This window comes from Halonotius terrestris (assembly GCF_006861665.1).
Taxonomy (GTDB): Archaea; Halobacteriota; Halobacteria; order Halobacteriales; family Haloferacaceae; genus Halonotius; species Halonotius terrestris.
Genome location: NZ_RKLU01000002.1, coordinates 435880 through 460830 on the forward strand (window position 1 = coordinate 435880; position 24951 = coordinate 460830).

At 56.1% G+C, this 24951-nt stretch carries 26 protein-coding genes and 1 tRNA gene; 18 read left to right on the forward strand and 9 right to left on the reverse strand.

Annotated elements, in window-relative coordinates; translation table 11 throughout:
* Window positions 1-39 precede the first annotated feature (39 nt).
* The 3 genes from EGH24_RS15830 to EGH24_RS05870 form a co-directional block, all read right to left on the reverse strand.
* On the reverse strand, window positions 40-528 hold the full coding sequence (locus EGH24_RS15830) for a hypothetical protein (RefSeq protein WP_321167810.1): 489 nt from the start codon (window positions 526-528) through the stop codon (window positions 40-42).
* A 72-nt stretch (window positions 529-600) separates the two neighbouring features.
* Window positions 601-1404 (reverse strand): YihY/virulence factor BrkB family protein, encoded by an 804-nt coding sequence (locus tag EGH24_RS15835; RefSeq protein WP_321167811.1) that lies wholly within the window; start codon window positions 1402-1404, stop codon window positions 601-603.
* A 93-nt stretch (window positions 1405-1497) separates the two neighbouring features.
* Window positions 1498-2628: a tRNA (guanine(26)-N(2))-dimethyltransferase gene (locus EGH24_RS05870; RefSeq protein ID WP_142979225.1), complete on the reverse strand. Its 1131-nt coding sequence runs from the start codon at window positions 2626-2628 to the stop codon at window positions 1498-1500.
* 52 nt (window positions 2629-2680) lie between these two features.
* On the opposite strand from EGH24_RS05870, the gene EGH24_RS05875 reads away from it, so the two are divergent.
* Entirely contained in the window at window positions 2681-3046 is a 366-nt protein-coding gene (locus tag EGH24_RS05875; protein WP_394348362.1) for a hypothetical protein, read from the forward strand.
* 2 nt (window positions 3047-3048) lie between these two features.
* Here EGH24_RS05875 and EGH24_RS05880 read toward each other — a convergent pair whose 3' ends face one another.
* A complete protein-coding gene (locus EGH24_RS05880; RefSeq protein ID WP_142979227.1) occupies window positions 3049-6150 on the reverse strand; it encodes a PAS domain S-box protein in 3102 nt (1033 codons plus the stop codon).
* A gap of 141 nt (window positions 6151-6291) precedes the next feature.
* Between EGH24_RS05880 and EGH24_RS05885 the strand changes: the two genes are divergently transcribed.
* The 5 genes from EGH24_RS05885 to EGH24_RS05905 all read left to right on the forward strand — a co-directional run bounded on the left by EGH24_RS05885 (window position 6292) and on the right by EGH24_RS05905 (window position 10661).
* The gene (locus EGH24_RS05885) at window positions 6292-6666 is read left to right on the forward strand and encodes a response regulator transcription factor (protein ID WP_142979228.1); all 375 of its coding nucleotides are present in this window, start codon (window positions 6292-6294) and stop codon (window positions 6664-6666) included.
* Between the two features lies 1 nt (window position 6667).
* Entirely contained in the window at window positions 6668-7843 is a 1176-nt protein-coding gene (locus EGH24_RS05890) for a poly-gamma-glutamate biosynthesis protein PgsC/CapC (RefSeq protein ID WP_142979229.1), read from the forward strand.
* Window positions 7840-9453 (forward strand): Mur ligase family CapB protein, encoded by a 1614-nt coding sequence (locus tag EGH24_RS05895; protein ID WP_246057904.1) that lies wholly within the window; start codon window positions 7840-7842, stop codon window positions 9451-9453. The genes EGH24_RS05890 and EGH24_RS05895 overlap by 4 nt, the downstream gene beginning before the upstream one ends.
* Window positions 9454-9551: 98 nt before the next feature.
* Window positions 9552-10061: a TRAM domain-containing protein gene (locus tag EGH24_RS05900; protein ID WP_142979230.1), complete on the forward strand. Its 510-nt coding sequence runs from the start codon at window positions 9552-9554 to the stop codon at window positions 10059-10061.
* 63 nt (window positions 10062-10124) lie between these two features.
* Window positions 10125-10661, forward strand: coding sequence for a Tfx family DNA-binding protein (locus EGH24_RS05905; protein WP_142979231.1), 537 nt, complete (start codon window positions 10125-10127; stop codon window positions 10659-10661).
* A gap of 3 nt (window positions 10662-10664) precedes the next feature.
* On the opposite strand, the gene EGH24_RS05910 is transcribed toward EGH24_RS05905, so the two are convergent.
* Window positions 10665-10955 (reverse strand): DUF7091 family protein, encoded by a 291-nt coding sequence (locus tag EGH24_RS05910; RefSeq protein ID WP_142979232.1) that lies wholly within the window; start codon window positions 10953-10955, stop codon window positions 10665-10667.
* Window positions 10956-11137: 182 nt separating this feature from the next.
* On the opposite strand from EGH24_RS05910, the gene EGH24_RS05915 reads away from it, so the two are divergent.
* From EGH24_RS05915 to EGH24_RS05925, 3 genes are all read left to right on the forward strand, one after another.
* A complete protein-coding gene (locus EGH24_RS05915) occupies window positions 11138-12067 on the forward strand; it encodes a replication factor A (RefSeq protein ID WP_142979233.1) in 930 nt (309 codons plus the stop codon).
* Between the two features lies 1 nt (window position 12068).
* Window positions 12069-12758, forward strand: a complete 690-nt coding sequence (locus EGH24_RS05920) for an RPA family protein (RefSeq protein ID WP_142979234.1) — start codon at window positions 12069-12071, stop codon at window positions 12756-12758.
* A gap of 135 nt (window positions 12759-12893) precedes the next feature.
* Window positions 12894-13319, forward strand: coding sequence for a ribbon-helix-helix protein, CopG family (locus tag EGH24_RS05925; RefSeq protein ID WP_142979235.1), 426 nt, complete (start codon window positions 12894-12896; stop codon window positions 13317-13319).
* Here the strand turns inward: EGH24_RS05925 and EGH24_RS05930 are convergent, their stop codons facing one another.
* Complete coding sequence (locus EGH24_RS05930) at window positions 13320-13772, reverse strand: DUF5814 domain-containing protein (protein ID WP_142979236.1); 453 nt, start codon at window positions 13770-13772, stop codon at window positions 13320-13322. It abuts the gene before it with no gap.
* A 132-nt stretch (window positions 13773-13904) separates the two neighbouring features.
* Here EGH24_RS05930 and EGH24_RS05935 point away from each other — a divergent pair.
* The 6 genes from EGH24_RS05935 to EGH24_RS05960 all read left to right on the forward strand — a co-directional run bounded on the left by EGH24_RS05935 (window position 13905) and on the right by EGH24_RS05960 (window position 18255).
* Window positions 13905-13977: transfer RNA gene (locus EGH24_RS05935), tRNA-His, on the forward strand.
* Between the two features lie 141 nt (window positions 13978-14118).
* Complete coding sequence (locus EGH24_RS05940) at window positions 14119-15228, forward strand: tyrosine-type recombinase/integrase (protein WP_142979237.1); 1110 nt, start codon at window positions 14119-14121, stop codon at window positions 15226-15228.
* Window positions 15229-15438: 210 nt separating this feature from the next.
* Window positions 15439-15936: a hypothetical protein gene (locus tag EGH24_RS05945; protein WP_142979238.1), complete on the forward strand. Its 498-nt coding sequence runs from the start codon at window positions 15439-15441 to the stop codon at window positions 15934-15936.
* Complete coding sequence (locus EGH24_RS05950; RefSeq protein WP_142979239.1) at window positions 15920-16699, forward strand: hypothetical protein; 780 nt, start codon at window positions 15920-15922, stop codon at window positions 16697-16699. Before EGH24_RS05945 ends, EGH24_RS05950 begins: the two co-directional genes overlap by 17 nt.
* Window positions 16700-16840: 141 nt before the next feature.
* Window positions 16841-17452, forward strand: a complete 612-nt coding sequence (locus tag EGH24_RS05955) for a hypothetical protein (protein ID WP_142979240.1) — start codon at window positions 16841-16843, stop codon at window positions 17450-17452.
* Window positions 17449-18255 (forward strand): nucleotidyl transferase AbiEii/AbiGii toxin family protein, encoded by an 807-nt coding sequence (locus tag EGH24_RS05960; RefSeq protein WP_221886709.1) that lies wholly within the window; start codon window positions 17449-17451, stop codon window positions 18253-18255. The genes EGH24_RS05955 and EGH24_RS05960 overlap by 4 nt, the downstream gene beginning before the upstream one ends.
* 53 nt (window positions 18256-18308) lie before the next feature.
* Here EGH24_RS05960 and EGH24_RS05965 read toward each other — a convergent pair whose 3' ends face one another.
* Window positions 18309-18557, reverse strand: coding sequence for a hypothetical protein (locus EGH24_RS05965; protein ID WP_142979242.1), 249 nt, complete (start codon window positions 18555-18557; stop codon window positions 18309-18311).
* Window positions 18558-18570: 13 nt separating this feature from the next.
* Window positions 18571-18897 (reverse strand): hypothetical protein, encoded by a 327-nt coding sequence (locus EGH24_RS05970; RefSeq protein ID WP_142979243.1) that lies wholly within the window; start codon window positions 18895-18897, stop codon window positions 18571-18573.
* Window positions 18898-19397: 500 nt separating this feature from the next.
* Between EGH24_RS05970 and EGH24_RS05975 the strand changes: the two genes are divergently transcribed.
* Window positions 19398-21938 carry an HsdM family class I SAM-dependent methyltransferase gene (locus tag EGH24_RS05975; RefSeq protein ID WP_142979244.1) on the forward strand — a complete coding sequence of 847 codons (2541 nt, stop codon included), beginning with the start codon at window positions 19398-19400 and terminating at the stop codon, window positions 21936-21938.
* A gap of 6 nt (window positions 21939-21944) precedes the next feature.
* Here the strand turns inward: EGH24_RS05975 and EGH24_RS05980 are convergent, their stop codons facing one another.
* Window positions 21945-22853, reverse strand: coding sequence for an HFX_2341 family transcriptional regulator domain-containing protein (locus tag EGH24_RS05980; RefSeq protein WP_142979245.1), 909 nt, complete (start codon window positions 22851-22853; stop codon window positions 21945-21947).
* Window positions 22854-23016: 163 nt separating this feature from the next.
* Here EGH24_RS05980 and EGH24_RS05985 point away from each other — a divergent pair, with 163 nt between their 5' ends.
* Together EGH24_RS05985 and EGH24_RS15255 are read left to right on the forward strand one after the other, a co-directional pair.
* Complete coding sequence (locus EGH24_RS05985) at window positions 23017-23847, forward strand: hypothetical protein (RefSeq protein ID WP_246057906.1); 831 nt, start codon at window positions 23017-23019, stop codon at window positions 23845-23847.
* 1 nt (window position 23848) lies between these two features.
* Window positions 23849-24943: a CBASS oligonucleotide cyclase gene (locus tag EGH24_RS15255; RefSeq protein WP_185903243.1), complete on the forward strand. Its 1095-nt coding sequence runs from the start codon at window positions 23849-23851 to the stop codon at window positions 24941-24943.
* Window positions 24944-24951 lie beyond the last annotated feature (8 nt).

A 24951-nucleotide genomic window follows, 5' to 3' on the forward strand; every position in this document is an offset into this window, starting at 1 on the left:
TTCTAGTGCCGTGTCGGTCTCTCGGAGCGTTTCGGATTCTCAGTCCCGTCGGTCACGAACGAAATCGAGGGCCTTCCCCGGGGCGCCAAGGACGTTGAACCCGACGCCGACGATGACAAACAGGGTGTAGAGGCCCAGTGTGGAAAGGAAGATGATCAGCATGGCGAGGATCGCCAGCCAGTCGTTGCTCAGCCAGTAGAACGCGCCGAGCGTCATGACAGTGCCGTACAGCAAGACGAGATACGGGCCCCAGCCGCGGGCGTGGCCACGACGCATTCGGCGGCGGACGTAGCGTTTGAGGTCGGCTTCGACGGACGGCTTGTCGACCGTTCGGTCCTCGATATCGGCTTCGAACTCGTCGAACTCCGATCGGAGTTCCGCAAGCTGGTCCTCAAGCTCACCGATGTCCGCGGCTCCGCGCGGCTCGACGCGGTCGCCCTCGTCGGCCGCTGTCGCATCCGCGCTGCGGTCGTCGCCGCTCGACCCGTCGTCGGCACTCGACTCCTCGCCGGTTCGCTCAGGCGACATGTATCCGACACCTCGGTTGCCGGGGTGTTGTAACTGCCGATCCGAAACCGAAATCGGCTCCGAGGATTCCAGTCATGGCGGTGTCTCCACCCCCTCGACTTCGGCCAACACCGCGTTGATGATCGCTCCAAAGATCACGATGTTTGCCGCCAGATAGAGCCACGTCACCAACAGCAGGATGCCACCGATAACGCCGTAGGCGGCGTACTGGGTCGCACTCGCAGCATAGAGCTGAAAGCCGGCCTGTAGCAACGTCCAGCCGACCGCCGCGAAGATCGTCCCCGGCAGGGCCTGTCGCACTGGGATCGGTGGATTCGGAAACTGCCGGTAGACAGGTAGCAGAGCCAGTGCCAGCACACCGGGCAGGCTAAAGATCCCAACTAGCCAGCCAATCGGCCCGAGCGGCAGCGCGGCCAGCGCGACCGCGAGGACGATCATGACCACCATGCCGCCGCTAATCCCGAGCACGACCAGTATTGCGTCCCGGAACTGCGCACCGAGGCTGGCAGTATCGGTCTGCCCGTAGACGGTGAGAAAGGCGGTATCGAGCGCGCGGAAGACTTTGAGCGTACTCCACGCGAGGAGGGCGATCCCGATGACGGTCGCACCGCCGGCTCCCGGGGCGTTCGCAATCGCCGCGGTGATGGTCTCCTGGCCGGCCGGTGTCAGAAACCCGCTGGTTAGCGTGACGAGCCGGTCGGCGAAGCTCGCACCGCCCAGCGTCGTCGCCACGACGAGCAACAACAGCAACGCCGGCAGCAACGAGGCGAAGGCGTAGTAGGCGACGGCGGCAGCCAGAAACGTGATCTCCTTGTCTCTGGCCGTCGTAACGACCACCTTCGTCGTCGCCACGACCGCTTGGCTTCGAGCGTTCACGACTCCCCGTTGTGGCGAGTCGCCGAAAAGTAGTCGGGATTCATGGGGCTCCTGCGCCGGTAACCACCACCTATTCGTGCGTTATCCAACTGTTCAGGCGTCCGCATCGGGGAACGTCGCGTCCCGAATCTCCGTGACATCGGCGTCGGTTTTGAACGCCGTACCGCTGTACTGCGCGCGGGTCGCTTCGTAGCCGGCGGCCCGCAACGATTCGATGAACTCATCCATTGCGTTAGCCGGAACGCCCCACTGTTTGCAGAGCCGGTGTTGGTCGTAGTGAGTCGGCGTGTCGAGTTCGGTGGCAACCGTCGCCAACAGTTTGTCCGCCTGTTTGCGTTCGCCCAACTCCGGGCTGAGTTGTTCGCGGACCAGTTCGGTAAACTCGCTGTCGGCGACCTCCCCGAGCCAGATCGGCCCCGCGGTCACGACGCGGTTGCTGCCGCAGTTCGGACAGGTTTCTGGTGTCGATTCGGGATACCAGCCGAATTCGTGGTCGCGGGCGAGACAGTCCTCGCAGTGGTGGACGAATCCCAGTGATTCGAGCAGGTCGTCGGCGCGGCTCGCGCTGCGGTCGAGTTCGAGATAGGTTCGGGCGTAGTGGCGGCTGACGTGCGAACAGATCGGGACGGCGGCCACGTCGTAGCGAGCGGCCGTGCGGAGCAACGCGGACAGCAGGGTTCGCAGGCCCATCTCGGGGTGGTAATCGGTGTTTCGCGGGACCGCGCTGTACTTGCGTTTACCGCTATCGAGGTGTGCACCACAGAGCGGCGCGGTGTCGGTCGCGGTCACACAGACCATATTGCGGGTTTGAGCGAAGGCGGCGTCGGCGAAGGGAATCGGCGTGCCGAAGGGGTCGAGATCGACGATATCGAACATCTCCTCGTGCAGCAGGGCGTTGACGTCGCGCTCGACACCTTCGCCGTCGAGGTCGTTGCGAGCGAGGTTTTCGCGGGCGAGGTCGACGGCCTCGCCGTCGGTATCACAGCAGGTCACCTCGTAGCCCGCGTGGGCCGCCCGGACGCCGCGAATTCCCGAGGCGGCCATCGCGTCGAGATAGGTGGCGACGCGCGGTTCACGCTCCTGATAGGCTCGCAGCACGGCGACCGTGATATCCCGATTGAGCTCCATGGTCGGGTTGAAAAAGACGCCGTCGCCGCTGCCCTCGCGGGTCCCGTCTCGGGGCTGCTCGACGGCGATCTCGACGCCGCCCTCGCTGAGTTCCATACCCGCTATCAACCGTGAGCGCGAAAAAGAACACCGAACCTGATTAGGCCCGGTGCCCAAAACCCCCGCTGTGAGCGAGGTCGACGACTGGCGGGCGGCACTTGCGAAGGCCGGCGAGCTACGGCCGGCTATCGTCACCGCCATCCTCGAGGTTCACGACGACCGCGGCGGGAAAGCCATCGACGCCGTGTCCGAACAGCGGGTCAAGCAGTACCGCGATTTCACGGTCGTCGTCGGCTACGAATCCGAATACGTCGTCGAAGACGGGGGCTGCACCTGTAAGGACAGCCAGTACAATCTGGCTGACGACGACCCCGACGAGAAATGTTGGCACGCCCTGGCCGTCGAGATCGCCGAGCGGATCGACGCCGTCGACCACCACGACATGTGGTACTCGGACGTGCGTGACTTCGTGTAGTCTCAGTCGTGGGCTGTTCGTACCTCGAAGCGCGCGCCGCCGTCGCTTCCCTCGGTGACAGTCACGGTCCACCCGTGAGCGGTGATAATCCCCTCGACGACAGCTAGTCCGATTCCGGTGCCGTGTGGGTTCGTCGTGTAGCCGTAATCGAAGATATGGGGCCGTTTGCCCGCTGGAATCCCCGGTCCGTCGTCTTCGATATAGAAGCCGTCGTCGGCCAGCGGGCCGACCCGGACGGTGACGCCGCTGCCGACGTGATCGACGGCGTTCCGGAAGAGGTTGCTGAATACCTCTTCCAGCCGGTGTTTATCGCCGACGACTTCGGGTAGCGACGCGGTGATCTCAAGCGTTGCCGCGTCGGGCACGTCGGCCCAGACGCTCCGGGCGAGGACGTCGAGATCAATCGGCTCGCGCTCGCCGATGGATTGGCCCTGTCGCGCCATCGTCAGCAGGTCGTCGATCAGGAGTTCCATTCTGGCGTGGGCGTGTTCGACCTGCTTGAAGTGGTCGTCGTCGTGGGTTTCGAGGGCGATCTCGAAGAACCCACGCGCGGCCGTCAGCGGCCCGCGAAGGTCGTGGGCGATCACGTCGGCGAACTCGTCCAGCTGTTCGTTCTGCCGTTCGAGTTCGCGGTCGCGCCGTCGGAGGGCTTGGCTGTCGGCGACGCTGTTGAGCGCGGCCGTCAGCGACCCGGTTAGCGTCTCCAGCACTGCGATATCGACCTCGCTAAACGCGTTCGGCTCCGTCGATGATACCGCCACCACGCCGTGCTCGCCGATGGGGACGACGATCTCCGACCGCAGCGGTGTGTCGGGGTTGAGGATCGCCGCTTCGTCGTGGGTGTCGTCGTATTGCTCGATAGTTCCGGTTGCGAGCGCGCGCCAAAACAGCCCCTCGCCGCGGTCTATCGTCGGTGCTGGACCGACCAACTCGACGGCCTGCTCGGTTTCGGCGATGGGGCGGAGCAGTTCTTCAGCCTCGTCCAGCAGCCACATCGCACACACCGGGAATCCGAGAGCGGTTTTGATCGTCTCGACAGCGATCTCGCCGACTTCCACTTCGGTGTCGACGCCGACAAGCGACTGGGTCGCCGAGCGGAGCGCGTCGGCCCGCTGTTGTTGTTGTTTCTGTTCGGTAATATCGGTGACGGCGACGATCCCGCCGGTCGGGATGCCCTCGCTGTCTCGCGTCGGTTCGGCGTTGATCGAGACCACCCGCTCGGCACCGTCGGCCCGCTGCCGAGTCGTTTCGTAGTTGCGAACCGACTCGCCAGCCATGAGCCGCTCACGCATTGCGTCGAAATCCGGGCGGCCCTCAGCCGGAATGATCTGCAGTGGCTCGCCGATGGCCTCCTCTCGCGGGATCTGAAACATGGTCTCAGCTCGGTGGTTCCACTGTTCGACCGTCGTCTCGTCGTCGAACTGGATGATTGCGACCGGCGACGTATCGAGTACCGCCGCCAGTTCGGCGTTGGTTTCGTGGAGCGTTTCCTCACGTTGCTCGCGCTCCAGTTCGTAGGCGAACCACTGGAGGAGCAACTCGACCAGTGACCGCTCGAAGGTCGAAAACTCCTGGTCCCGAGCGGTCGAACCGGCGAAACAGACCGTGCCGTACAGCTCGCCGTCGATCACGAGCTTCCCGCCGATATAGCAGTTCAGCCCGAACCGCTCGTAGGCCGGATCGGACTCCCAGCCGGCTTCCGGCGCGTCGGCGACGCCGAGTAAGCCGTCGGTTTCGATGGTTCGCCGACAGTAGGCCTCCGACAGTGGAGCCGACCCACCAGGCTGTAGGTCCTCGTGAGTGCCCACTGCCTCGACGATGTGCTGTGTTCCGTCTTCGATCCGCGTCAGAAACCCGTAGGGAAGGTTCAGCCGCTCACGCCCGATATCCAGCATCGTGCGGATGCGTTCGTCCATCGTCAGGTCGCTGCGAGCAGCGCGGGTGTGGAGATCGCGGAGGGCCTGGTCGTTGGCCCGTAGTTCACGCTCCAGCCGCTCGCGGTCGGTGACCGATATCGCCGCGCCGATGACACCCATGACCGAGCCGTCCGGGGCGAACTGCGGCTGATACCACGAGTCGTAGACCACGCCTTCGACTTCGGCCGTCTGGCTCACCTCCTCACCGTCGAGTGCGCGGCGATAGGCGTCCAGAATCGCCGGCTGTTCCGAATACAGCTCGAAGAGCGATTCGCCGACGAGTTGGTCGGAAGCCAGCCCGAGGTCCTCCAGCCCGCGGCCGCGTGACTGAATGAACGTCCCCTCGTCGTCGAGTTCGAACAGCACCAGCGGGACGTTGTCGGTCAACGTCGACAACGCTGCCGTCTGCTCGGTGAGCCGGGTTTCGAGTCGTTTGATGTCGGTGATGTCGCGGTTGAAGCCGACGAACTGCTGTAGCTCTCCGTCGGCATCGAAGATCGGGATGCCCTCGGTCCACACCCAGCGCGTGTATCCCTCGCCCTCGTTGACCCGGTACTGCAGTTCGACCCGCGAGCCGTTTGCGAGTTGCTCCATGATCTCCTCGATGCGGTCGCGGTCGTCGGGATGGACGGCCTGCATGAAATCCGTCGGATCGGCCCGAAGCGCGTCGACCGACCGACCCCAGATCTCCTCGTAGGCATCGTTGATAAACAGACACTCCTCCCAGTCGGCCGAAAACAACCAGAGGACGGACGGATTGACTTCTGTCAGGAGCGAGAGTTGCTGGCGGGCCGTCTCCTGTTCGGCCCTGTCGCGTTCGCGGTCGGTGACGTCCCGCAGCAACGCGAGGGCGCGGTCATCGCCGTTGATCGTCGTGCGGTGGAGGGAGACTTCGGCGAGTCTGTTCTCGCCGTCGGCGCGAACGACCGGCCACTCGAACTGCTGGTCACCGTCGGCGGCCGCGTCGACGATTCGCAGGGCCGCTTGCTCGACTTCCTCGGGCGTGCCGGCACTGAATTTCGAGACTGAGCTGCCTTCGAGGTCGTCGATCTCGTAGCCGGTCAGCCTCGCGGCGGCCGGGTTCGCATCGACGACGACGCCATCGGCTGGATCGTAGACGAAGATCGCATCGGAGACGGCCTCAAAGAGTTGCTGGTAGAAATCCGAGCGGGGTTCCTCTGTCGCCATACCTGTTGGTTGGTTGGCACGGCTATAGTGTTTGCTACAGCGACCGTGTAAGCGGTAACAGCCGTCTACAGGCCGTGACTATTGTTGTGTTCGGTGTCAATCCAGCACAACATTCATCTTTCTACCCGTAAACTACACGTTATGAGTGGGTATATTCTCGCGGCGGACGACGACGAGTACGTCCGCACTATCGTGTCGACGAAACTCGGTGCTGAGTACGACGTTGTGACTGTCGCCGATGGCAGCGAGGCGTGGGCACGGTTGACCGATGCCGACGATCCCACCCCGGATTTGTTGATTCTCGACGTGATGATGCCCGAGCTTGACGGCTTCAGCACGCTCGAACGCGTTCGTGAGAACAGCGACTTCGCCGACCTCCCAGTCTTGATGCTCACATCTCGCGGCCGAGAAGACGATGTGCTGCGCGCGTTGGATGCCGGTGCGAGCGATTTCGTCACCAAACCGTTCTCGCCGGGCGAGTTGGCCGGCCGCGTCGCACGAATTCTGGAGCAGTAAGATGTGGGTCGCAACGACGCTGGCCGCGGTCGGCTTTCTCGCGGTCGCCGTCGTCACCCAGTTTTACGGCTACCGACTCGGCGGCACGATCACGGTGCCGATCCTGACGGTCTACACACTGACCAACGTACTCATGCTGCCCGTCTTCGTCGGCAGTACCGTCCTCGCCTTCCTCGGACTCGCATTGCTCAAACGCCGTACGCTGCTGTACGGCCGCGACGAACTCACTGCGGCGATCCTGATCGGGATGGTCATTCCGGTCGTGGTCGTCGTCGCAGCGACCAGCAATGGGGGGTCGGTCTTCGAGACACGGACGGCCGTCTTTGTCGGGAGCATCCTACCGGGACTGGCAGCCTACAACCTCCACCAACTCAAACCGGAGTACCGGCGAGCGGATCTGCTCGGCACCGTTGGTCTGTTCGTCGCGCTGCTGGCGGCCGGCTGGCTGCTCGTCACGCCGGCGATGGCCGCCGCCTACGGCACGCTCACTCCGCCGATCCTCTTCAGTTCGGCCGCCGATATCGCGGTGTTCAAAAACGCCGTCGTCGGGATCGAGCCGGAACCGGTCGTCATTCCGCGGCTCATCGCCGTCGGCGTGTTGACGGTCGGACTCTTCCTCGCCGAGACGTTTCGTCGCTGGTACGACGTTCGTATCGGCGTGATAACGGCGACACTGCTGGCGATTTTTGTCTTTACCAACGTGTGGTTTCTGTTGCTTTATGCCGTCGTCTTCGTCGTTGGGACGATCACGATGGCGACGATCAACCGCGTGACGCTGCGCTACGGGCGTGTCCTGCTCGGCGTCGGGGCCGCCGTCGCACTGGTCGCTACGCTGCCGGTTACGCTGGCGTTACCCATCGACCGCGGGCTCACGGCGTTTTTCACCGCGATCATTGCCGGCGTGAGCGCGTATGGCGCGCATGCGACCGCCCCGCGTGAGAACAAACTCGTCTTGCCGCTGCAAGTCGCCGTCTTCGTTCCAACACTGCTCTGTCTCGGCCTGCTCGCCACACCGCCGACTCGCGGGTTCCCACAAACCGTCACCCTCCCGCTGGTCGGTGTCGCCGCTGCGGTAGTGCTGGTCGCACTGTCGTATGTCCGCTATATCACGGTCCGCCAGCCCTCGGATGCGGTCGTCCTTGAGGGCTCGGTGCTCTCGGAGGGTGATGGAACGTGATCGAGACCGGCTACGAGGTCTACGGCCGCGGCTTCGGCTGGACGTGGCGACTGCGAGACGGGCCGGAAGTGCTGGCGACCGGCGGTCGCCACGACGACGACTCCCGAGAGACCAGGGCCGAAATCGACCGCGTACGGGCAGCCCTCGCCCAACTCGGTGGCGAGGAAATCGCTTTCGCTGCGGTCGACGTTCGTGAACCACGGTTCGTCGTCGAACAGGACCTCGCTCCCTCGGGTGAGTCCTGGGAGGACGACGACTGGGTGTGGCGACTCGAAACGCCGGACAGCGTGTTGGCTCACAGCGGCCAACGCTACCCGAGCGAGGCCGACGCCCGAGCGGCAATCGAGCGATTCGAGGAACTGGGTGTCGGTGCGTTGCCGGTCTACAACGTCGGCTCCGAATACGAGTGGCGCGGCCCGACTGAGGCCGTCGAGGTCGGCCGCCCCTCGATCACCGGGCTGCTCAAGGAACTCACCCGCGGGCGTCGCCACCGAGACTTCCTCGCGCAGTTCGACACCCGAATTATCGTCTCGGGATCCCGCGGGAAGTCCTCGACCGTCCGTCGCCTCGACGACGTGTTCAACCGCCGAGGGTACGACACGTTCACCAAAATCACCGGCAACTATCCGGTGATTATCCGCAACGGGCGCGTCCACCCCATCGAACGGCAGGGGCCACGCACGACGCTCTACGAGAACGTCAACGTCATCCGCGAGTTCGGCCCGCGGATCGGCGAGTTCGACTCCAAGGCGGTCGGCATCTTCGAGAACCAGGCGATTTCGGAGTACACCACGCGGATCGTCAATCAGCGGTTCATCCAGCCAGACGTAATTTTGATGACGAACGTCCGGCAGGACCACAACGATACTCTCGGAAAGCGGCGACAGGATATCGCCCGCTCGCTGTCGCGCTCCGTCCCGGCCGGCACCCATGTCGTCAACGGCGAACAGCATCCGGCCCTCCACGAGTACATGCGAGAAGAAATCGAGGCCCGCGGCGGAACTATCGAACAGGTCGAGGTGCCCGCACGCCACCGCGGCCTGCTCGGGGCGGAAACCGTCCACGCCGTCAACACGGCCCTGCAAGCCGTGGGCGAAACACCCGTTCCGGCCGCCGAACTCAATGCCTTCATCGAACAGATCCAACCCGAGTGGGTCCACCTGGAGGGCGGCCGGCTATTCAACGCTGCTGAGGTCAACGATGTCGAAAGCACCGAGATGGTCCGTCGCTCGCTCGTCGACGGCGAGAACATCCTGCCGTTCGTCTATCTTCGCTTCGACCGCCGTGGCCGGACGGCATCGTTCGCTGACTACATCGACCTGCTGGCCGAGCGTGACTGCATCGACCACGTCCATGTCGGCGGTGCCGACACGGGGACGTTCGCTCGCAACGTCGACGTGTCCGTCACCGTCCACGAGGACGACGAGGACGCCGCGACCGTCCTCAAGGAACTCCTCACAGCTGACCAGCCGGTTATGCTGATGGGGAACACGGTCGATGCGTTCATGCGAGCGATGGAGGATGCAATCGCCGACCGTGTCGTCGCCTACCGGGACCGCGAGCGAGCCGACCGGACGCGTCGGTCGGATCTGCCCTCGATGCAGTTCTGAGTTGTGGCTACGTGTCGCGGATCGGTGCCGGTCAGCACGCCTGAGGTGTTCGGCTCGTCAGCGGAAGCGTTTAGACGGGCCCCTTATTACGATCCGGTATGCCCAACTGTCCACTGGCCGAGGACTGTCCGAGCTTCTCCGAGCGGATCCAAGGAATGGGGTGTCAACACTACGATGAGAACCGCGGCGGCGCGGAGTGGTGCCAACACTACGGCATGCCAATCGACGAACTCAAACAGCAGCCGGTCAAGCCCGGCCAAGAGGTCGTCGTCGCCGTTGACGACATCCATGAAAGCGGGGCTGGCGTCGGCAGCACCGAGGACGGCTTCATCGTCTTCGTCGACGGGTTGCTCCCGCCGGCCCGCGCGAAAGTCCGGATCGACCGGGTGAAAGGGAGCCACGCCCGCGCGAAGAAGATCGTCGAACGCCTCCCAATGGAAGACGAGGACAACGAAGAAGCCGCTGAGGAGGCCGCTGACGACGAGGAGCCAGCCGACGAGGACACCAGTGGGGAGGGTGACGACGCCAGCGAAGAAGACGCGGACGACGGGCCGGACCGCCCCGACCGCGACCGGCTCGGCAGCCGCGAGAACTTCTGGGGCGGGTAGCCCACTCGCGCCGTGGACAGGCGAGACTGTACCTTTTTGCAACTCACCGAGAAAAGGGCACTAATGACCGACAGTGGCGACGAGGAACGATCACCGACGGCTGACCACGATTCACCGGGCGATGCCGACGACGCGGCCGCCGATATCGACGTGAGCGACCTCCTCGACCGAGCCGGCTTCGACGCCGAGGAGAACGTGCTGACGGCCCGCCAAGCGGAAGTCCTCGCCCTCCGCGAACAGGGACTCCGCCAACTCGATATCGCCGAGCGATTAGGGACCTCCCGGGCCAACGTCTCGAATATCGAGGGTAGCGCGCGGGAAAACATCGCCAAAGCGAGCGAAACCGTCAGCTTCGCCGAATCCCTCTCAGCTCCTGTCCGGGTCGAGATTCCGGCCGACACGGACCTCTACCGGGTTCCAAACCTGATCTACGACGCGGCCGACGAAGCGGATGTCAAGGTCAGCTACACCGCGCCGGATCTAATGTCCCTCATCAGCGACAGGGCCTCCGCGGCAGTCAAAGGGCGTAACGTCAAAAAACGGCTCTTCGTCAGCGTGACCGCCGACGGGTCGGTGCAGGTGCGGCAGTCGAGCCGCTAATTCTCACCACGTCTCGATCCGCCCGGCGTGGATATCTTCGACGCAGCCAACGCAGTCGGTGTGGTCGGCATCGAAACAGGCGGGGCGGTCCTCGTCGTCGAGTTTGACGGCGCGCTTCTCGGCGTGGCGGCGACAGACGAGTTTCGCACGGCCGGCGTCGTCGGTCGGTAACGACGCGCTCGCGTCGTCGCCAGTCTCGGCTTTCCCCTCGCTGAAGGCGGTGCGAGTGCGTTCGTACCCCCGGCCGACATCCCGCAGTCGGTCCCGCAGGAAGCGTTCGAGCCGCTCGTCCATAGGTCGTCTTCGGCGGCAGTCGGTATAGGTTCGTTGCTGGTGGCGTCGCTGTCTGACGCAGTGAGTCTTTCACCCGACGCTTGCTTGCGAATTTCACTTTCAGTGTGCGCCCAATATCTTTTATACGATGGGGCACCAACCACCGTATGTCTCCCATTGAAAACACCGCGGAGGCAACCACCATGACAGACTTGCGGACACACGCAGCCGAGATTGCTGAACAGTTCTCCGACCACGTCGACGTCACCGAAGACGAGGTCGAATCCAAGCTCCAACAGCTCGTCGAGGAGTACCAAGTCCCGCTCGACGAGGCGACCCGGAGCGTCAGAAACAGCTACCTCGAAGAGGCCGGCATCGACCGCGAGGAGATCAGCCAAGGCGGCAGCGACCAAGTGCTGGTCAACGAGATCGACGAGGACGAGCAGTGGGTCGATCTCCGCGTCAAGCTGGTCGACCTCTGGGATCCCCGCAGCGACTCCATCTCGCAGGTCGGCCTGCTGGGCGACGAATCGGGGACGATCAAATTCGTCGCGTTCAAAACCTCCGAACTGGAGAAACTGGAGGAAGGCAAGNGCTACGNNCTCNNNAACGTCGTCACCGACGAGTACGAGGGCACCTACTCCGTGAAACTGAACCGAACGACGTCGATCACCGAACTCGACGAGGAGATCGAAGTCGGCGACGACGACGTGGTCGTCGAGGGGGCACTCGTCGACATCCAGTCCGGCAGCGGCCTCATCAAACGCTGTCCCGAGGACGGCTGTACCCGCGTCCTCCAGAACGGCCGGTGTAGCGAACACGGCGAGGGCGACGGCGAGTTCGACCTCCGCATCAAGGGCGTCCTCGANGANGGCNNCGAGGTNCANGANGTNATCTTCAACCGCGAGGCGACCGAGGAGCTGACCGGGATTGAGCTGGAGGAAGCCAAACAGCTCGCCAAAGACGCCCTCGATACGACGGTCGTTGCCGACGAGATGCGCGCCGACATTCTCGGCCGCTACTACACCGTCACCGGACCGACGCTCGGCCAGTACGTGCTCGCAAACGAGTTCGAACAGCACGACGGGCCAGCGGATGCCGAAAGCGTGCTGATTAAAGCGAGGTCGATCTAACATGAGCGAAAGTGAATCCGAATCCGTCAGCCGCGAGGTCGCNCNNCGNGNGTTCGCCNNNGAGTTCAACGACGCCGGCTACACGTTCAAGGAGTCGGACGACGAGCGCGCGCCCGTCTACGCGCTGCTGCCGACCGGCGAGCGGGCGAACCGCGTCTTCGTCGTCGGGACGCTNACCGANACCGAAGACNTCGGCGAGGACAACGAGTACTGGCGCGGCCGGATCGTCGATCCGACGGGGACGTTCTTCGTCTACGCCGGTCAGTACCAGCCTGAGGCCGCGAGCACGCTTCGGGACCTCGAACCGCCGGCCTACGTCGCAGTCGTCGGCAAACCGCGGACCTACGAGACCGACGACGGCGAGATCAACGTCTCCGTCCGCCCGGAATCGATCACCGAGGTCGACGCCGCGACGCGCGACCAGTGGGTTGTCGAGACGGCCGACCGGACGCTCGACCGGATCGCTGCCTTCGACGATGCTGGCAACGAGTACGCCCGGATGGCCAGCGAGGAGTACGGCGACGATATCTCGCAGTACAAGGACACCGTGATCGAGGGACTGGAAAGCCTCGAAACAACGGACGAACTCGACGACGTGGATGCCGATACCGACGGTGGAAACTCGGATGCCGCCGGCGACGACGCCGATGCCGACGCAGTCGATGCGGCCGACCCGAGCCCGCAGGCGTAATCGCAGCCGGCAGCAGTTCAGTTTCGACACCGGTTTTTCCGTTTTTGACGCGTCGACAACGCTGAGCGTCTTCGCCGCGTCTGACGAATCATTAAGTATTCACGCCCATCACTAGTGACCAACTGAGGAATCACCATGGGAAACAAAAACAAGACGATCTCGTTCCGCGTCAACGAGGACTCCTTCGAGAAACTGCGGGAGATCGCCGAGGAGCGCGACATCTCGCTGTCGGCCGTCTTCCGTGAGTACGTCGAAACGCTCGTCGCCCACGACGGGCAGGTCGAAGTCGTGCCCGAAGCGCGGATCGATGATGTCGAAGACACCGATGCCTTCCCGCCGAAAGTCGAAGTCCCGAAGAGCTTCGTCCGCGAACACGAACGCCTCGAACTCGAAGCCGACCACCTCCGCGAACAGCTCGAAGAACACAAGCAGTACGTGACGTATCTCCACGACCGGCTCGACGAGCAAACCGAAGACGAGGAGGAAATCGTCCGGTTGGAGGATCTCGATTCGGAGGTTGGTACGGACGAAGAAGACGAACCGACCTTCCGCCTCGGCTAATTAGCCTGTTAGATCTCGTTTTGCAGTCCGAATCTCGTCGCTTCGGCCCGTGTCTTCGATATCGGCCAGTGCCTCAGCGGCCTCCAGCGNNCGGACNGNNTNATCGAGGAAAGACAGAATGTCGCCGGGGTACGCGTACAGCATGTAGTCGTCGCCCATCACGTCGACGATGGCGTCCGGGCCGAGCCCCTGCTCGCGCAGTTCGAGGAGATAGCGGATGAACTTCCGCTCCGGGNNGCCGCAGTAGGGGTNNGACTCNCAGCTACAATCGAGGAAGTCTTCGGAGAAATCAAGCACGCGGTCACGCGTTGTGCTGTCGAGTTTGGCGAGGCTGTCGCCGGTGAACAGTAAGTCGAGTGTCGCCCCCGCGAACGCGCTTTTCGGGAAGCTGGTGTCCAACTGCGAGGCGAGTTGTCGGTGGTTTTTGACGTAGATCTTGTCCGTTATGGCCACAACTACCCGGCTGTAGCGGGGGCGACGACAAAAACGTCGCGCTCGGCGGTCGCTCGCTGGATGCCAGCCGTTGCCGCGGAGTCCCCGAGTCGTAACGTATATCTTCCCGAGTGGAATACGATTGGATGCGTGTCCGGGGTAGGGTAGTGGACTATCCTTCAGCCTTGTGGAGGCTGAGACGCGGGTTCGATTCTCGCCCCTGGACCTTCATCGCGGTGCTGTACTGCGGTTTTCTTAGGTTGTTCAGTCAAAGGTAACATCGTTTCACGGCTTCCCGAAAACTACCGTGACAAAATCGCCAGACGGCGTACACCCTTTAAAAATATCAGGGCTAATACATTATCATATGAGCAACCAAAACGAAGTCAAAGCAGTACCGGAGAAAACGAAGAAACGATTGAACGACCGACAACTCACCGACTACGAGAACTACATGCAGCAACTGGTGGATTGGCTGCTAAACATCGGCAAGAACGTAGACAAAGCGGAAGGCTACAGCAGCCATACCGTCGAGACCGCAGTCTACCAGATCGACAAGTTCCACCGATTCATCTGGGACGAAGCCGAAGACGGCTACACCTTACAAATTACTACGGATCACGCGGATCAGTACATGCAGCATATCGCGGTTGAGGACTGGCAGCAGTCGTACAAAGCAAGTCTTCAGAAGTCGGTGAAGCGTGAGATGAAGTTCCGGACTCATCGGCGTGGCGGCAGTACTTGGAATCCGGAGATCAGCTACTACGACAACGGTTCCACCCACCAGCCACGAGACTTCCTGTCCAAAGAAGAACGCATCAAAATCAGGGAGGCGGCACTGAGCTACGGGTCGATTCCCAGTTACTCCAACCTGACTAAGGAGGAGCGGGATGAGTGGAAGAGTTACTTGGCGCAGCGGTTTGAGTTGCCGAAGAACAAGGTGGAGAAGAAGCACTGGGGCAGGGCGAATAGTTACAAGTTCCCGTCATTGGTTTGGACGAGTCTTGACGCCGGTCTGCGTCCGATTGAGGTGGAGCGGGCTGTTGTAGACTGGGTGGACTTGGAGAATAACGTGTTGCGGATTCCGAAGCAGGACTCCAGTAAAAACCAGAACAACTGGGTTGTCGCGTTGACGGATAGAACAGCAACCGCACTGGAGAAATGGCTGGAGGAACGCGAAAAGTACGATAAGTATAGTGGGCGTGATGAGTTGTGGTTGACGCGCCGTGGCAACCCGTACAGCAGCGACTCGTTAAGCTACTTGATGAAGAACCTGTGTGATGAGGCTGGGATTAGTTACGAGAACCGTGAGATGACTTGGTACACGATCAGGCATTCAGTCGGTACACAAATGACACGGGAAGAAGGACTCGCAGCCACACAATCGCAGTTGAGACATGAGGATGAACGAACCACGATGAGATACGACCAAGCACCAGTCGAAGACCGGCAAGAAGCTCTCGACAAAATGGGCTAACAACACTCCGCCTCTCCCCTCTATTCTCTAGTTGCGCGTAATCCCTGTACAATACTAAGTCGTTCAGTGATTGAAGCCTGATTCAAAACCGTCAGTCCAACCTGTTTAGTACTGGTATGACCTGATCCTGGGCTGGTTTTCATAGCCTTGTCCCGGAAGTGAAAGTCAACAACCCATTGATATTTGATTGTTGATTTCGAGTGTTCTCGTATGAGTATTGAGATTGAGGAGGCTTCAGGAGCTAAGGAGGGTTTTCGATCTGTTGATGCTGAACCCCCGGATGGGATCTCTGTGGTTCCGTCTGGTATTGATGAGCACAATTCTCAACAGTTCGTGGTGTATCCTGATGGCACGGAGACAGTGAGAAAATTGCTGGAGCAGAACGGTATTGACTATGTTTCTTTGGATGTTGAGGAAGATACTTCGACACTGGTTCTCCGGTCTGAAGAAATTATTATTCCAACAATTTATATCGCTTACACAGTTGTAAGAGATAATTGGGATCAGATCAAATGGCTTGTTCAGAAGTTGTCAGGGTTTTATTCTAAGAGGTACGACCAAGATGTTGAGTTTACTGTTGAACAGGAGACCGAGAGTGGGGAAACCGTTCGAATAACATATAATGGTCCTGCGGAAGAGATCGAGACTGTCTTAGATAAAATCGCTTCGACTGTCGGGGTAGAGGTGGAAGATGAACAAGACGATTGAAGAGTTTGTTGAGGAGTACACTGAAACGGTTCAGGACTGTGAGAGGTTTACCTTTCTTCCTCGTGGAGAAAGTTACCAGAAAGAAGCGATCAAGAGCCTGTCTGAGTTATTAGAGAAGTCTGGTGATATCCGTATGGAGATGATTGAGCAAGGAGATGAAGAAGCTGCTAATCAGGTTCTTGCTTTGAGGTGTATGATTCAAGCCCTCCGATACGAACTCAAGATGTGGATAGATCTAAAAGAAGAAGACTGGGGAAGTGCTTGGAATGCACTGGTGGACGCTCAGGATTCTGCGAAAAGTGCTAGATCTGCTCATGATCTTGCCGAGCAATGTAATGTAGAGAATTATCTTGGGAAGTTAGAGATGGTTGAGAAGTTCGTTTTCCCGCCTCAAACTTTCAATAGTCCAGGGCTCTATGTGGAAACTTTTCTTTGTTCTATCTGCGGCGAAGACTACAGCGAGTGTGAACATATTGCTGGAGAACCGTATTGGGGCTTCTTTTGCCAAAGAGTGGTAGACAATATCGCAGGTACAAGAGAGGTATCTATCGTTGAGAATCCAGAGGATAAGAAGGCAAGAATGACTGAACACATCACAGATGATGGAATGATAAGAGACCAACTCACTTGGAAAAAGAGAGAAATGACTGAAGAGGAGAAAGAGAATTATGAAGACCAAGATGATGACTCACTCATCACTCGTGGAATTGTAATGACGGCTGATGATTCTGAAACGGATTTCACAGAATATTTTCCTGATTAGACCTAGTATCTATAACCTCTAATCTGTAGATTGTTCATCAGGCAACATGATTTTGAGGTGGTTGCATAGTTTTCTTATTTAAGTAGTTGAGTTACCTATGCATAGCTTAGTTATTTAAAGGTAGAGAGTTACCTATGTATTATGTTGTTGAAGAAGCCGGAGAAAACACGTGGAATTACGAAGGAACGTATTCTACGTGTTCTTCTCAACCATACCGGCGAGGATATTACGAAGTACCGGTTGTCGAAGCTTGCTGAAGTTTCAGAGCCTTGGTGCAGAGAATACACCGAGAAACTGGAAGAGAAAGGGTTGGTCAAAGATACTGAGGTGTTGAAGCCGGTGGAACTGTATCGGTTGTGGAGTGATATTCGTATTGAGCCGAATCGGTTGGAGGTGTCACTTCAGCAGCCGATGGAGTTGTTAAAGGAAGTGGATTTTCGGTATGCGTTTACGACGTATCAGGCTGAGAACTTGACTCAGGGATTCCTATTCGCATCGACGACTGATTTCTATATCCCTCCAGACCAGATCGAGGACTGGCTTAGCGTTGTAGAAAACAAAGGTTTGCTTGGCGGTGGGAACACCCGTATCAGAGTTCTCGACGACCACGTATTCTACAACGAAGGAAAGGTAGACGGATACTCTACTGTTTCCACCCCTCAACTAATCCTCGATCTGCTTGATGAAGGCGGACCGTGCAGGGAAGCGGCTGAGAAGCTTATCGATTCTTTTCATGGTGATCAAAAGTGGTGAGGCAGTACTATGTTCCGCAGGTTACGGAGTTGTCTGAGCAGCAGCTCGAATCTGTTTTTGAAGTTGTTGAGCCGCCTGTCTGTTTACTTGGTGGCTGGGCTGTCCATCTCCACGTTAATCCAGGTTTCCAGTCGGAGCATGGACGAGAATACATCGGTTCCAGAGACATCGACCTCGGTGTCCACGTAGACACCGGTTGGAGCGACGAAGAGATTGTTGAGAAGTCTGTAGGCAAGTCTATCATGGGTATTGAGGAGCTTGGATACACGAAAAGCCGGTTCGGCTTTGTCCAGAACTTTCTACGAGATACTCAGGAACGCATCACAGAAGAAGAAGCCAACCAGTACGGCATGCATGAGGTATTCCAAGTCTACGTTGATGTGATTCCGGATACAGCCGAGTTAGAAAATTTCCGGGAAGCATTTGGGTTCAAACCTCCGGCAGAACCGCTCTTGGAATCAGTGTTTGAGGAGAGTATTGGTGAGCCGTTGTCGGACTACGTTTCGTGGTCGCCTCAGCCTGAGAAACGGATTGTGCCTCCGGAACTGTTAGCAGCGATGAAAATCAGGTCACTCCCGGATCGAGATAAGAGCCACAAACGGGTGAAAGATGTCGCAGACCTACACGCCCTACTCTGGTACGTCAAAGACTACAATGAAATGAAAACCGGAGTCAAGAAACACGTATCAGAACAGGACTTGACCCGTCTCGACAAAGCAGTCAGTCAAGAAGTATTCGAAGACGCAGCCCAACTACTACAAATCAACCCGGAGATCATCACCGAATCAATCCAAAGACTCTAAATCTTGATGTATAAAGGCAGATGCCCTGAAGGGGATCGCCGGGCATATAGGTGTTAGTAGGCGGTGTGGCGTTCGATGTTTTCGGCTTCCGGGTTTTCTTCCATTATTCCTTTTGCCTCTGTTTTTGCGCTGGAGAGTTTGTAGAATCCTACTGGTTTTACTACGCCGTGGATGATCAGGTCAAGGTCGTAATCTTCTCCGGACTTCTGAATCCGTACATCAACGTCCTTCTCTTTGTGCTTCCAGTAGTATACGTCGTCATCCGGTGTTTCAACCGTCCTGTAGCCTTCTGGAGCTTCCATTCTAAATCACCTGTTATAGTTCGCTGATGGCGTCGTCGATCTTTTCCTTAGCGTCAGTCAGTTTCTGGATTTGTTCTTGTTTGCTGCCTTCGTACTGCTGTACTGCTTTTTCGAGTTCGTCGGATATATCGATTAGTTGTTCGGCTAAGGCAGTGTCAGGATCGTATGCAACGATGTATGCTTCTACTTCTTCGACGGCTTTGCTGTGTTCGTAGCTGAGATGGTATTTTTCGCTCTCATTCTCAGCGCAGCCGTTGCATATCGGCACAACTTCACTGTCTGCATCGGGTTTGATCCATAGATCGTGCTGGTTTCCGCAGTTTCCAAATGCACATTTCATTAACTAGTAATTATACCTCAGTCTTTATAAACCCAAGGTGGTATATCCTTCTAAATGTAAGACAACTTTTTAAATAATATAGGTAATAAGTAAGATAATGGCTTAGTTAGTTGAAGAACTCTGAGGCGTGGAAAAACCCCTCTAATAAAACTCGACCAGGTAAACCAACTCACAGAATGAATCCACAGACAATACTCGAAGAATACGGACTCACACGAGAAACCACCGCCCAATACATAGACGCAATCACCCGAAGCAACCAAACACAAACCGCAGAAGAACTACAAGTCTCACGCGACACAATCAACCGCTACAAAAACGCCTTCGCAGAAATGAACCCAGAAGAACGCCTACTACTCATCACCACACTAACCCAAAACAAACTATTAGACCACGCCACAGAACGGTAGTACTCCTTCAACACGCACACCCGTTATATCCAGGAATTTTGGTCTTTGGCAAATACATATCAGTGTTGAGGAAGACACACGATGTAATCAATGCGTCATAATGACCTTCCTCATTTGGATCTACATTCGTTTGAGAAGTTCTCCGACCTCTCAGAAGTAGACTCAACGGAGGTCTTGGATGATGGCTTTAGAATTGATTTGGATGATTCAACCCTGTATTTCTATGCTCCCAGTGATCCGCAAACCCAATTAGAAACCCTTCCCAAGGATACTGATCGGGTTTTTATCCCGGTTTTGAGAGGGTTCTTAGAGTTTGACAACGGTACAAACCTGTACTATGATTCTCCAGAGTCAGATCCGCTTGAAGAATTAGCAGAGAGAATCGTTACACAGCAAGTGCAGCCTGAAGAAATTGGTTTTGACGATACAATGGAGATGCTGATTAATTCCGGATACTTGGCTGGGTTTACTCCCCAGAAGGTGGCTGAGATCTTGGCTGGATGGGCGGTCTCTGAATCCGATGAATCCGTGTTAGATATTGCGACGGGGTCAGGCAGTCTATTAAAACAAGCCGCAGAAGAGAACGAAGAAGCAGAATTGCTGGGTATAGAAATAAACCCGATAATCGCTAAACTGGCTCAAACTCGGCTAAAAGACTCTGAAAACGCTGAAATATTGAATACAGATTTCTTCGACTGGAACCAATTAGGTCAACAGGAACTCGACGGTGATGTCTCTAAGAAGTTTGATGCGGTGATAGGGAACCCTCCAGTCGGGCAGATACACCGAATCCTCCCCAATCAAATAGATGAGATCCGAGACACGTATCCCGATATTGGTCGTACCGCAGCGGCTGCTTTCGTAGTCAAGGCAGCAGAGCATCTAAAAAATGGAGGGCGCGGAGCATTCGTACTTCCCAAACACGCCCTGAAAGATGGATTGCTGGAGCATCTTACAGAAACATGTAGCATCCACAGGATCGTGGAACTGCCAATTGGTACATTCAACTACGCCCGGACACCAGAACTGGTACTGCTGACACTGAGCAAAGAGAAAAGACCAGAGGATGTACGAGAGACAGGAGTTGCGAGATTCAATAAACCTGAACTACCAGACAATGCTCGCGGACTCTTCGAACAACGATTAGAATGCATAATTCAAAGCCGATATAACAAATACGACGTTGAGATTGTACAAGCTTCTCACGCTGATTTAGAAGACGGAAACGTGATACAGATCCTTTCTAACCCGCCGATCTACGATATCATTAGCTCGGAACAATTCACCAGACTCGGCGACTTGTCCAGCGTTACTGTTGGATCAGGAGTTCAGACAGGTGATAACGAATTTTTCCATTTCGATGTTGAGGAGAAAGAGGAGTCAAATATTGATGAACGGTTCTTCCGACCACTAATCAAGAACCCATCCGATGAAATCCAATCGATTACCGAGAACGAAATCGATCTCTGGATCTTAGACCTCCAAGCTTACGTAGAGGAGAAAAAAGAGCAAGGAGTTGAGATCACGGAAGAAAACATACTTGAACAGTTAGAAGACGATGGTTACGAAGGGTTAGCTAACTATATCGGCGAGTCTAATATTAATCAGCGTAGAATGAAGCCGTACTTTCTACCAGACCGCCGGGGAAAATTCGAGAATCCGGACATGGTTATCCCCCAATTCTTCGATAAGCCGCGTTGCTATACGGTAGAGATCGATAATGCGATGTATGATGGTACCGTAATTGGTGTCAACGTTGATGATGATCTGTCGAAAGATGCTTTGTCACGACTGCTAAATACACCACTCTACAAGGAACTTTTCCAGACATTCGCCAGTAAGATGAACTTTGACTGGTATAGAATGAATATTCGCCAGCTCAGGGATATACCGATTGTTGAAACAGCACTTAGTCAGGATGTTCATGATAGGATGGAGCCGTTCTTCCCTCCTGAAGATGACAACGACTTGGTTAATTTGAATCATATTTTGATTGAGAGCTGCGAGACAGAGGAAGAGAAGCAGGCGTTGAGACGGTACCTGGCTTCGAGGGAAGAGTTCGCGTGGTCTTGGTTCATGAGCTTATCTGATTGGGAAGAGTTCCAAGAGCTGCTGGAATCTGACCGCAGCCAAGCCGAAGAATTCGTCATTGAGCAATTCGATCAAGAACTCTTAGATCAGGCGCGGAGTACATTCCAGAATATCGCATTCTTTGAGGAGAGAGGTGATTTCCTCGACGACCTGTTGATGGAGTTTGAGGAAGAACATTATAGAGGGTTTCTCGCCGGCATCGTACTACAGTTCGAAGGGGTACTTGCTGATTTGGTAGAAGAGATAGGTGGTGAAGTCATCGAGAAAGAAAATGAGACTTTATTTGTTGTGCCAAGAAAAAAGGACTCTCCAATGAAAAAGAACTTGGACAACTTGATTTCTCAATTCTTCGATGGAGTGTTCGGAGAATACCTTGATAAAACAGTGAGACAACGAAGAAACAAGATAGCACACGGAGACGTTATTGAGGACAGCCGAACATTGTCAATACAATTCTTTGTCTCATTCTACGCCCTCTGCAACGCCTGCTTGAACGCATACATCGAAGAAGTACAGGAAGATTCCGCGGCACCAGCTTGATTTTATTCAGTTATTGATTTTGTCGGGGTTTTGTTCGGGGTGGGTGTTTACCCAGAGTTCTCCTACTGTGTCGAGGGTTGGTTGGTGCCTGTTTTTTTGTTCTTGTATTTTGACGAATCCTTTCTCTACGAGTTGGTTGATGTTGTATTGAACTTTGCTTTTGAAAGAGTCTTGATCGATGTTTTGTTCAGATTTGTCGGCGAGTTTTTTAGCGAGGCTGGATATTGATTCGGCTGATTCTATTTCGTCGAGGAAATGGAGCAGTGTTTTTTCGAAGTCGTGGAGGTCCGAGCTTGGAACTGTCGGGAATTCGATGTGAAGTCCGTCGTTCATTTCTTTTGCTCCTTGAGTTACTCCGCTACTATCAATCTGGCTGATGATGTCGGATACTTCGTTGTATCGTTCCTCGAATTTGTCTGAGCGATCTTGGTGTTTGTTAAGGAATTTTTCTTCTTTTCGGAGCTGTTCGATCATTTCTGTGACGAGGTAGTCCTTAGGTGAGACGTAGTAGGTGTGTATCTGGTTTCTGTAGTCGTTGTGTTCGACGAGGAGGCTGTTTGCGGCGATGGCAAATGCGAATGCTACTGTGCGAGGCATTGAGGAGATGTTGACCCATACTTCGTTTCCTTGTTCGACCTGTTTTTCAATCATGTCATAGGCGTAAGGGTAGAGATCTTCAAAGTCGAATATTCCTTCTACAGTTCTGCTTTCTACGTCGATCCCGAGGACTGTGTCGAAGGTTTCCTCCAGTTTACCCAGCATGTTCTCTGCGAGTCTGCGGGCTTCTTCGTCGCTTTCTTCTCTTGATGAGTGGAGTAGATAGACTTGGTCGGCTTCGAGTTTTCCTTGTGATATTGGTTGGAAGAGTCGTTCGTAGTCGAATCCAACCGGGATTATGTGAACTTGCTTGGTCATTGGCGTTGCCTCTGTATTGTATGTACTGCTAGTGTTTGTAAAGGATATGGTACTGGGTGCAGTTCGTACAAATTGTTTTGTACGATATGTAGTGTCGGGCAACCAAAATTTTATAAGAACTGGGGGCGTTACATTTGATGTAAACAGATAAACCAGGTGTAAGATGAAGATGGTCCCCAGTGAAAATCAACAGGAACCTCCGCAATTAGAGAGACCTCAAGGCGTTATCCCAAGGATACAGCGGCAGAAGAAGCACGAAGAGTTCTTTGACAGCTTTACCGCCGTGGATACAGTGATGCTTCCTATCACTCATGCCGAGCGACTTCTTCGGCAGGGATTGACTGCCTCGACCTACACGAACAAGCAAGTGATTACGACTACAACCATACCTGATAATGAATTAAAAAGTCTCGACTGGGAAACTGAGCGAGATATAGTTCAGCTATTCCAACCTGAGTACCACATTCCTACTGACTACTGGGTCTACGGAGATATGGACTTTCAAGACCGGATTCACAACGTCGAGTCTCTGACGGAGGGCACCGAGTGGATGTACAACGAACTCAGGGAGACACCAACCCAGCTAATACCTCTGATTAAAGGATACTCACTTGAAGAACGAGCTATTTGCTATGAGATGCTCAATAGACTTGAAATCGACTGTGTCAGCTATTATGGGTCACAGTACTTCGGTGGAAGCAGCGGTAACGGCATTGCCAAATTGAACGAAGATGTTAGAGACGTGGTTTCTGAGTTCAGTCCTAAGGAACTGCTTCTCATCGGGTTGCAGTCTGAGAAGTACGTAGGGAGACTGCCGCCAGAAGTCAGTGCTGTGGCAGGGCAAAGATGGATAAGAAAATCTAAACTTCGTGATGTCTCGATTCCAAATGCGAGAGAGGCATACCGTAGTTGGCAAGAGGAAGTCGTTGATGGTCTCGCGTACGGACAGGCAACTCTCGGTTCTTTCGACACTTCAGCAGGGGTGACCGCTTGATATGGGAACTCAACGAACAACTCCCAATCCACGTAGTGATGGGGGTACAGCGGCTGCGGCTTCTGGTAGTCGGAGACCGAGCAGCCAACAATCGCTTGCTGATCAAGACGATGAAGACGGGCGACAAGAAGCTACTGAAGAGATAGAGGAGTCGCATCAGGAACATGCCGAGAACGCGAAGATTACTGATCGGCAGGGTCAGGAGATGGAGGAGCGTAAAGACTCTGTTGTAGGTTATCTAACTGAAGATGGTTTCCATATCAAGGAGAGCAGTATCTATGGATCTGTGCTTCAAGGTACGGCGACCCGTCCACTTGACAGTGAGACTGATGTTGATATTCTTGTAGTACTTGATGAGGAGGAGCACGGTGAATGGGCGAAAGATGGGAAGGGAACCAGAAATGCTCTACGTGCGGTCAAGAGGACACTTGAGAAAAAATACCCAAATCACGATGTCTCTATTGACCGCAGTGTGGTTGCAGTACAGTTCAGCGATTTCAAAGTTGAGGTGACGCCGGCATTCGATTATTCTGCTGCCCATAACCCCGAAGAGCCTGGTGATCCAGTAACGGTTGGAGGTGTTGAGCTACCGGTTCTTCCAAGCGGGCGTGATGACCCAAACCAAGGATATGTGATTCCTGACACCTACGGCGAGGAGTCTTGGACAGGCACCAACCCACGCCGTTTCCAGTCGATGTATGAAGCCGTCGACGAGAATAATAACGGGAAATTACAGCAAGTGGCTGTCACGGCGAAGAAGTGGAACGAAAAGAACGGCAAACCTGTTTCTTCATTTCACATGGTCAATATGGCGTATAAATACTTCAAACAGGATGCTCCTTCCAACGCCTCCACCACCGAGCATATGCACCGGTTCTTCCGCCAATTACCGGACTATATGCAGAGTGAGACACGGGAACCTGTGTATCAAGAAAGGTTGGACAAGGGAATGAGCAGTAAAGAGAGACGCCAAGCTGCTGGAAAAGCGTACAACGCCCAGGAGAAGTTGAGGGAGGCAAAAAGGCTTCAAGAGCAGGGTAAAACCGAGAAAGCTAAAGAAAAATACCGCGAGGTCTACGGGGACAATTTCAAATGAATGAAGTG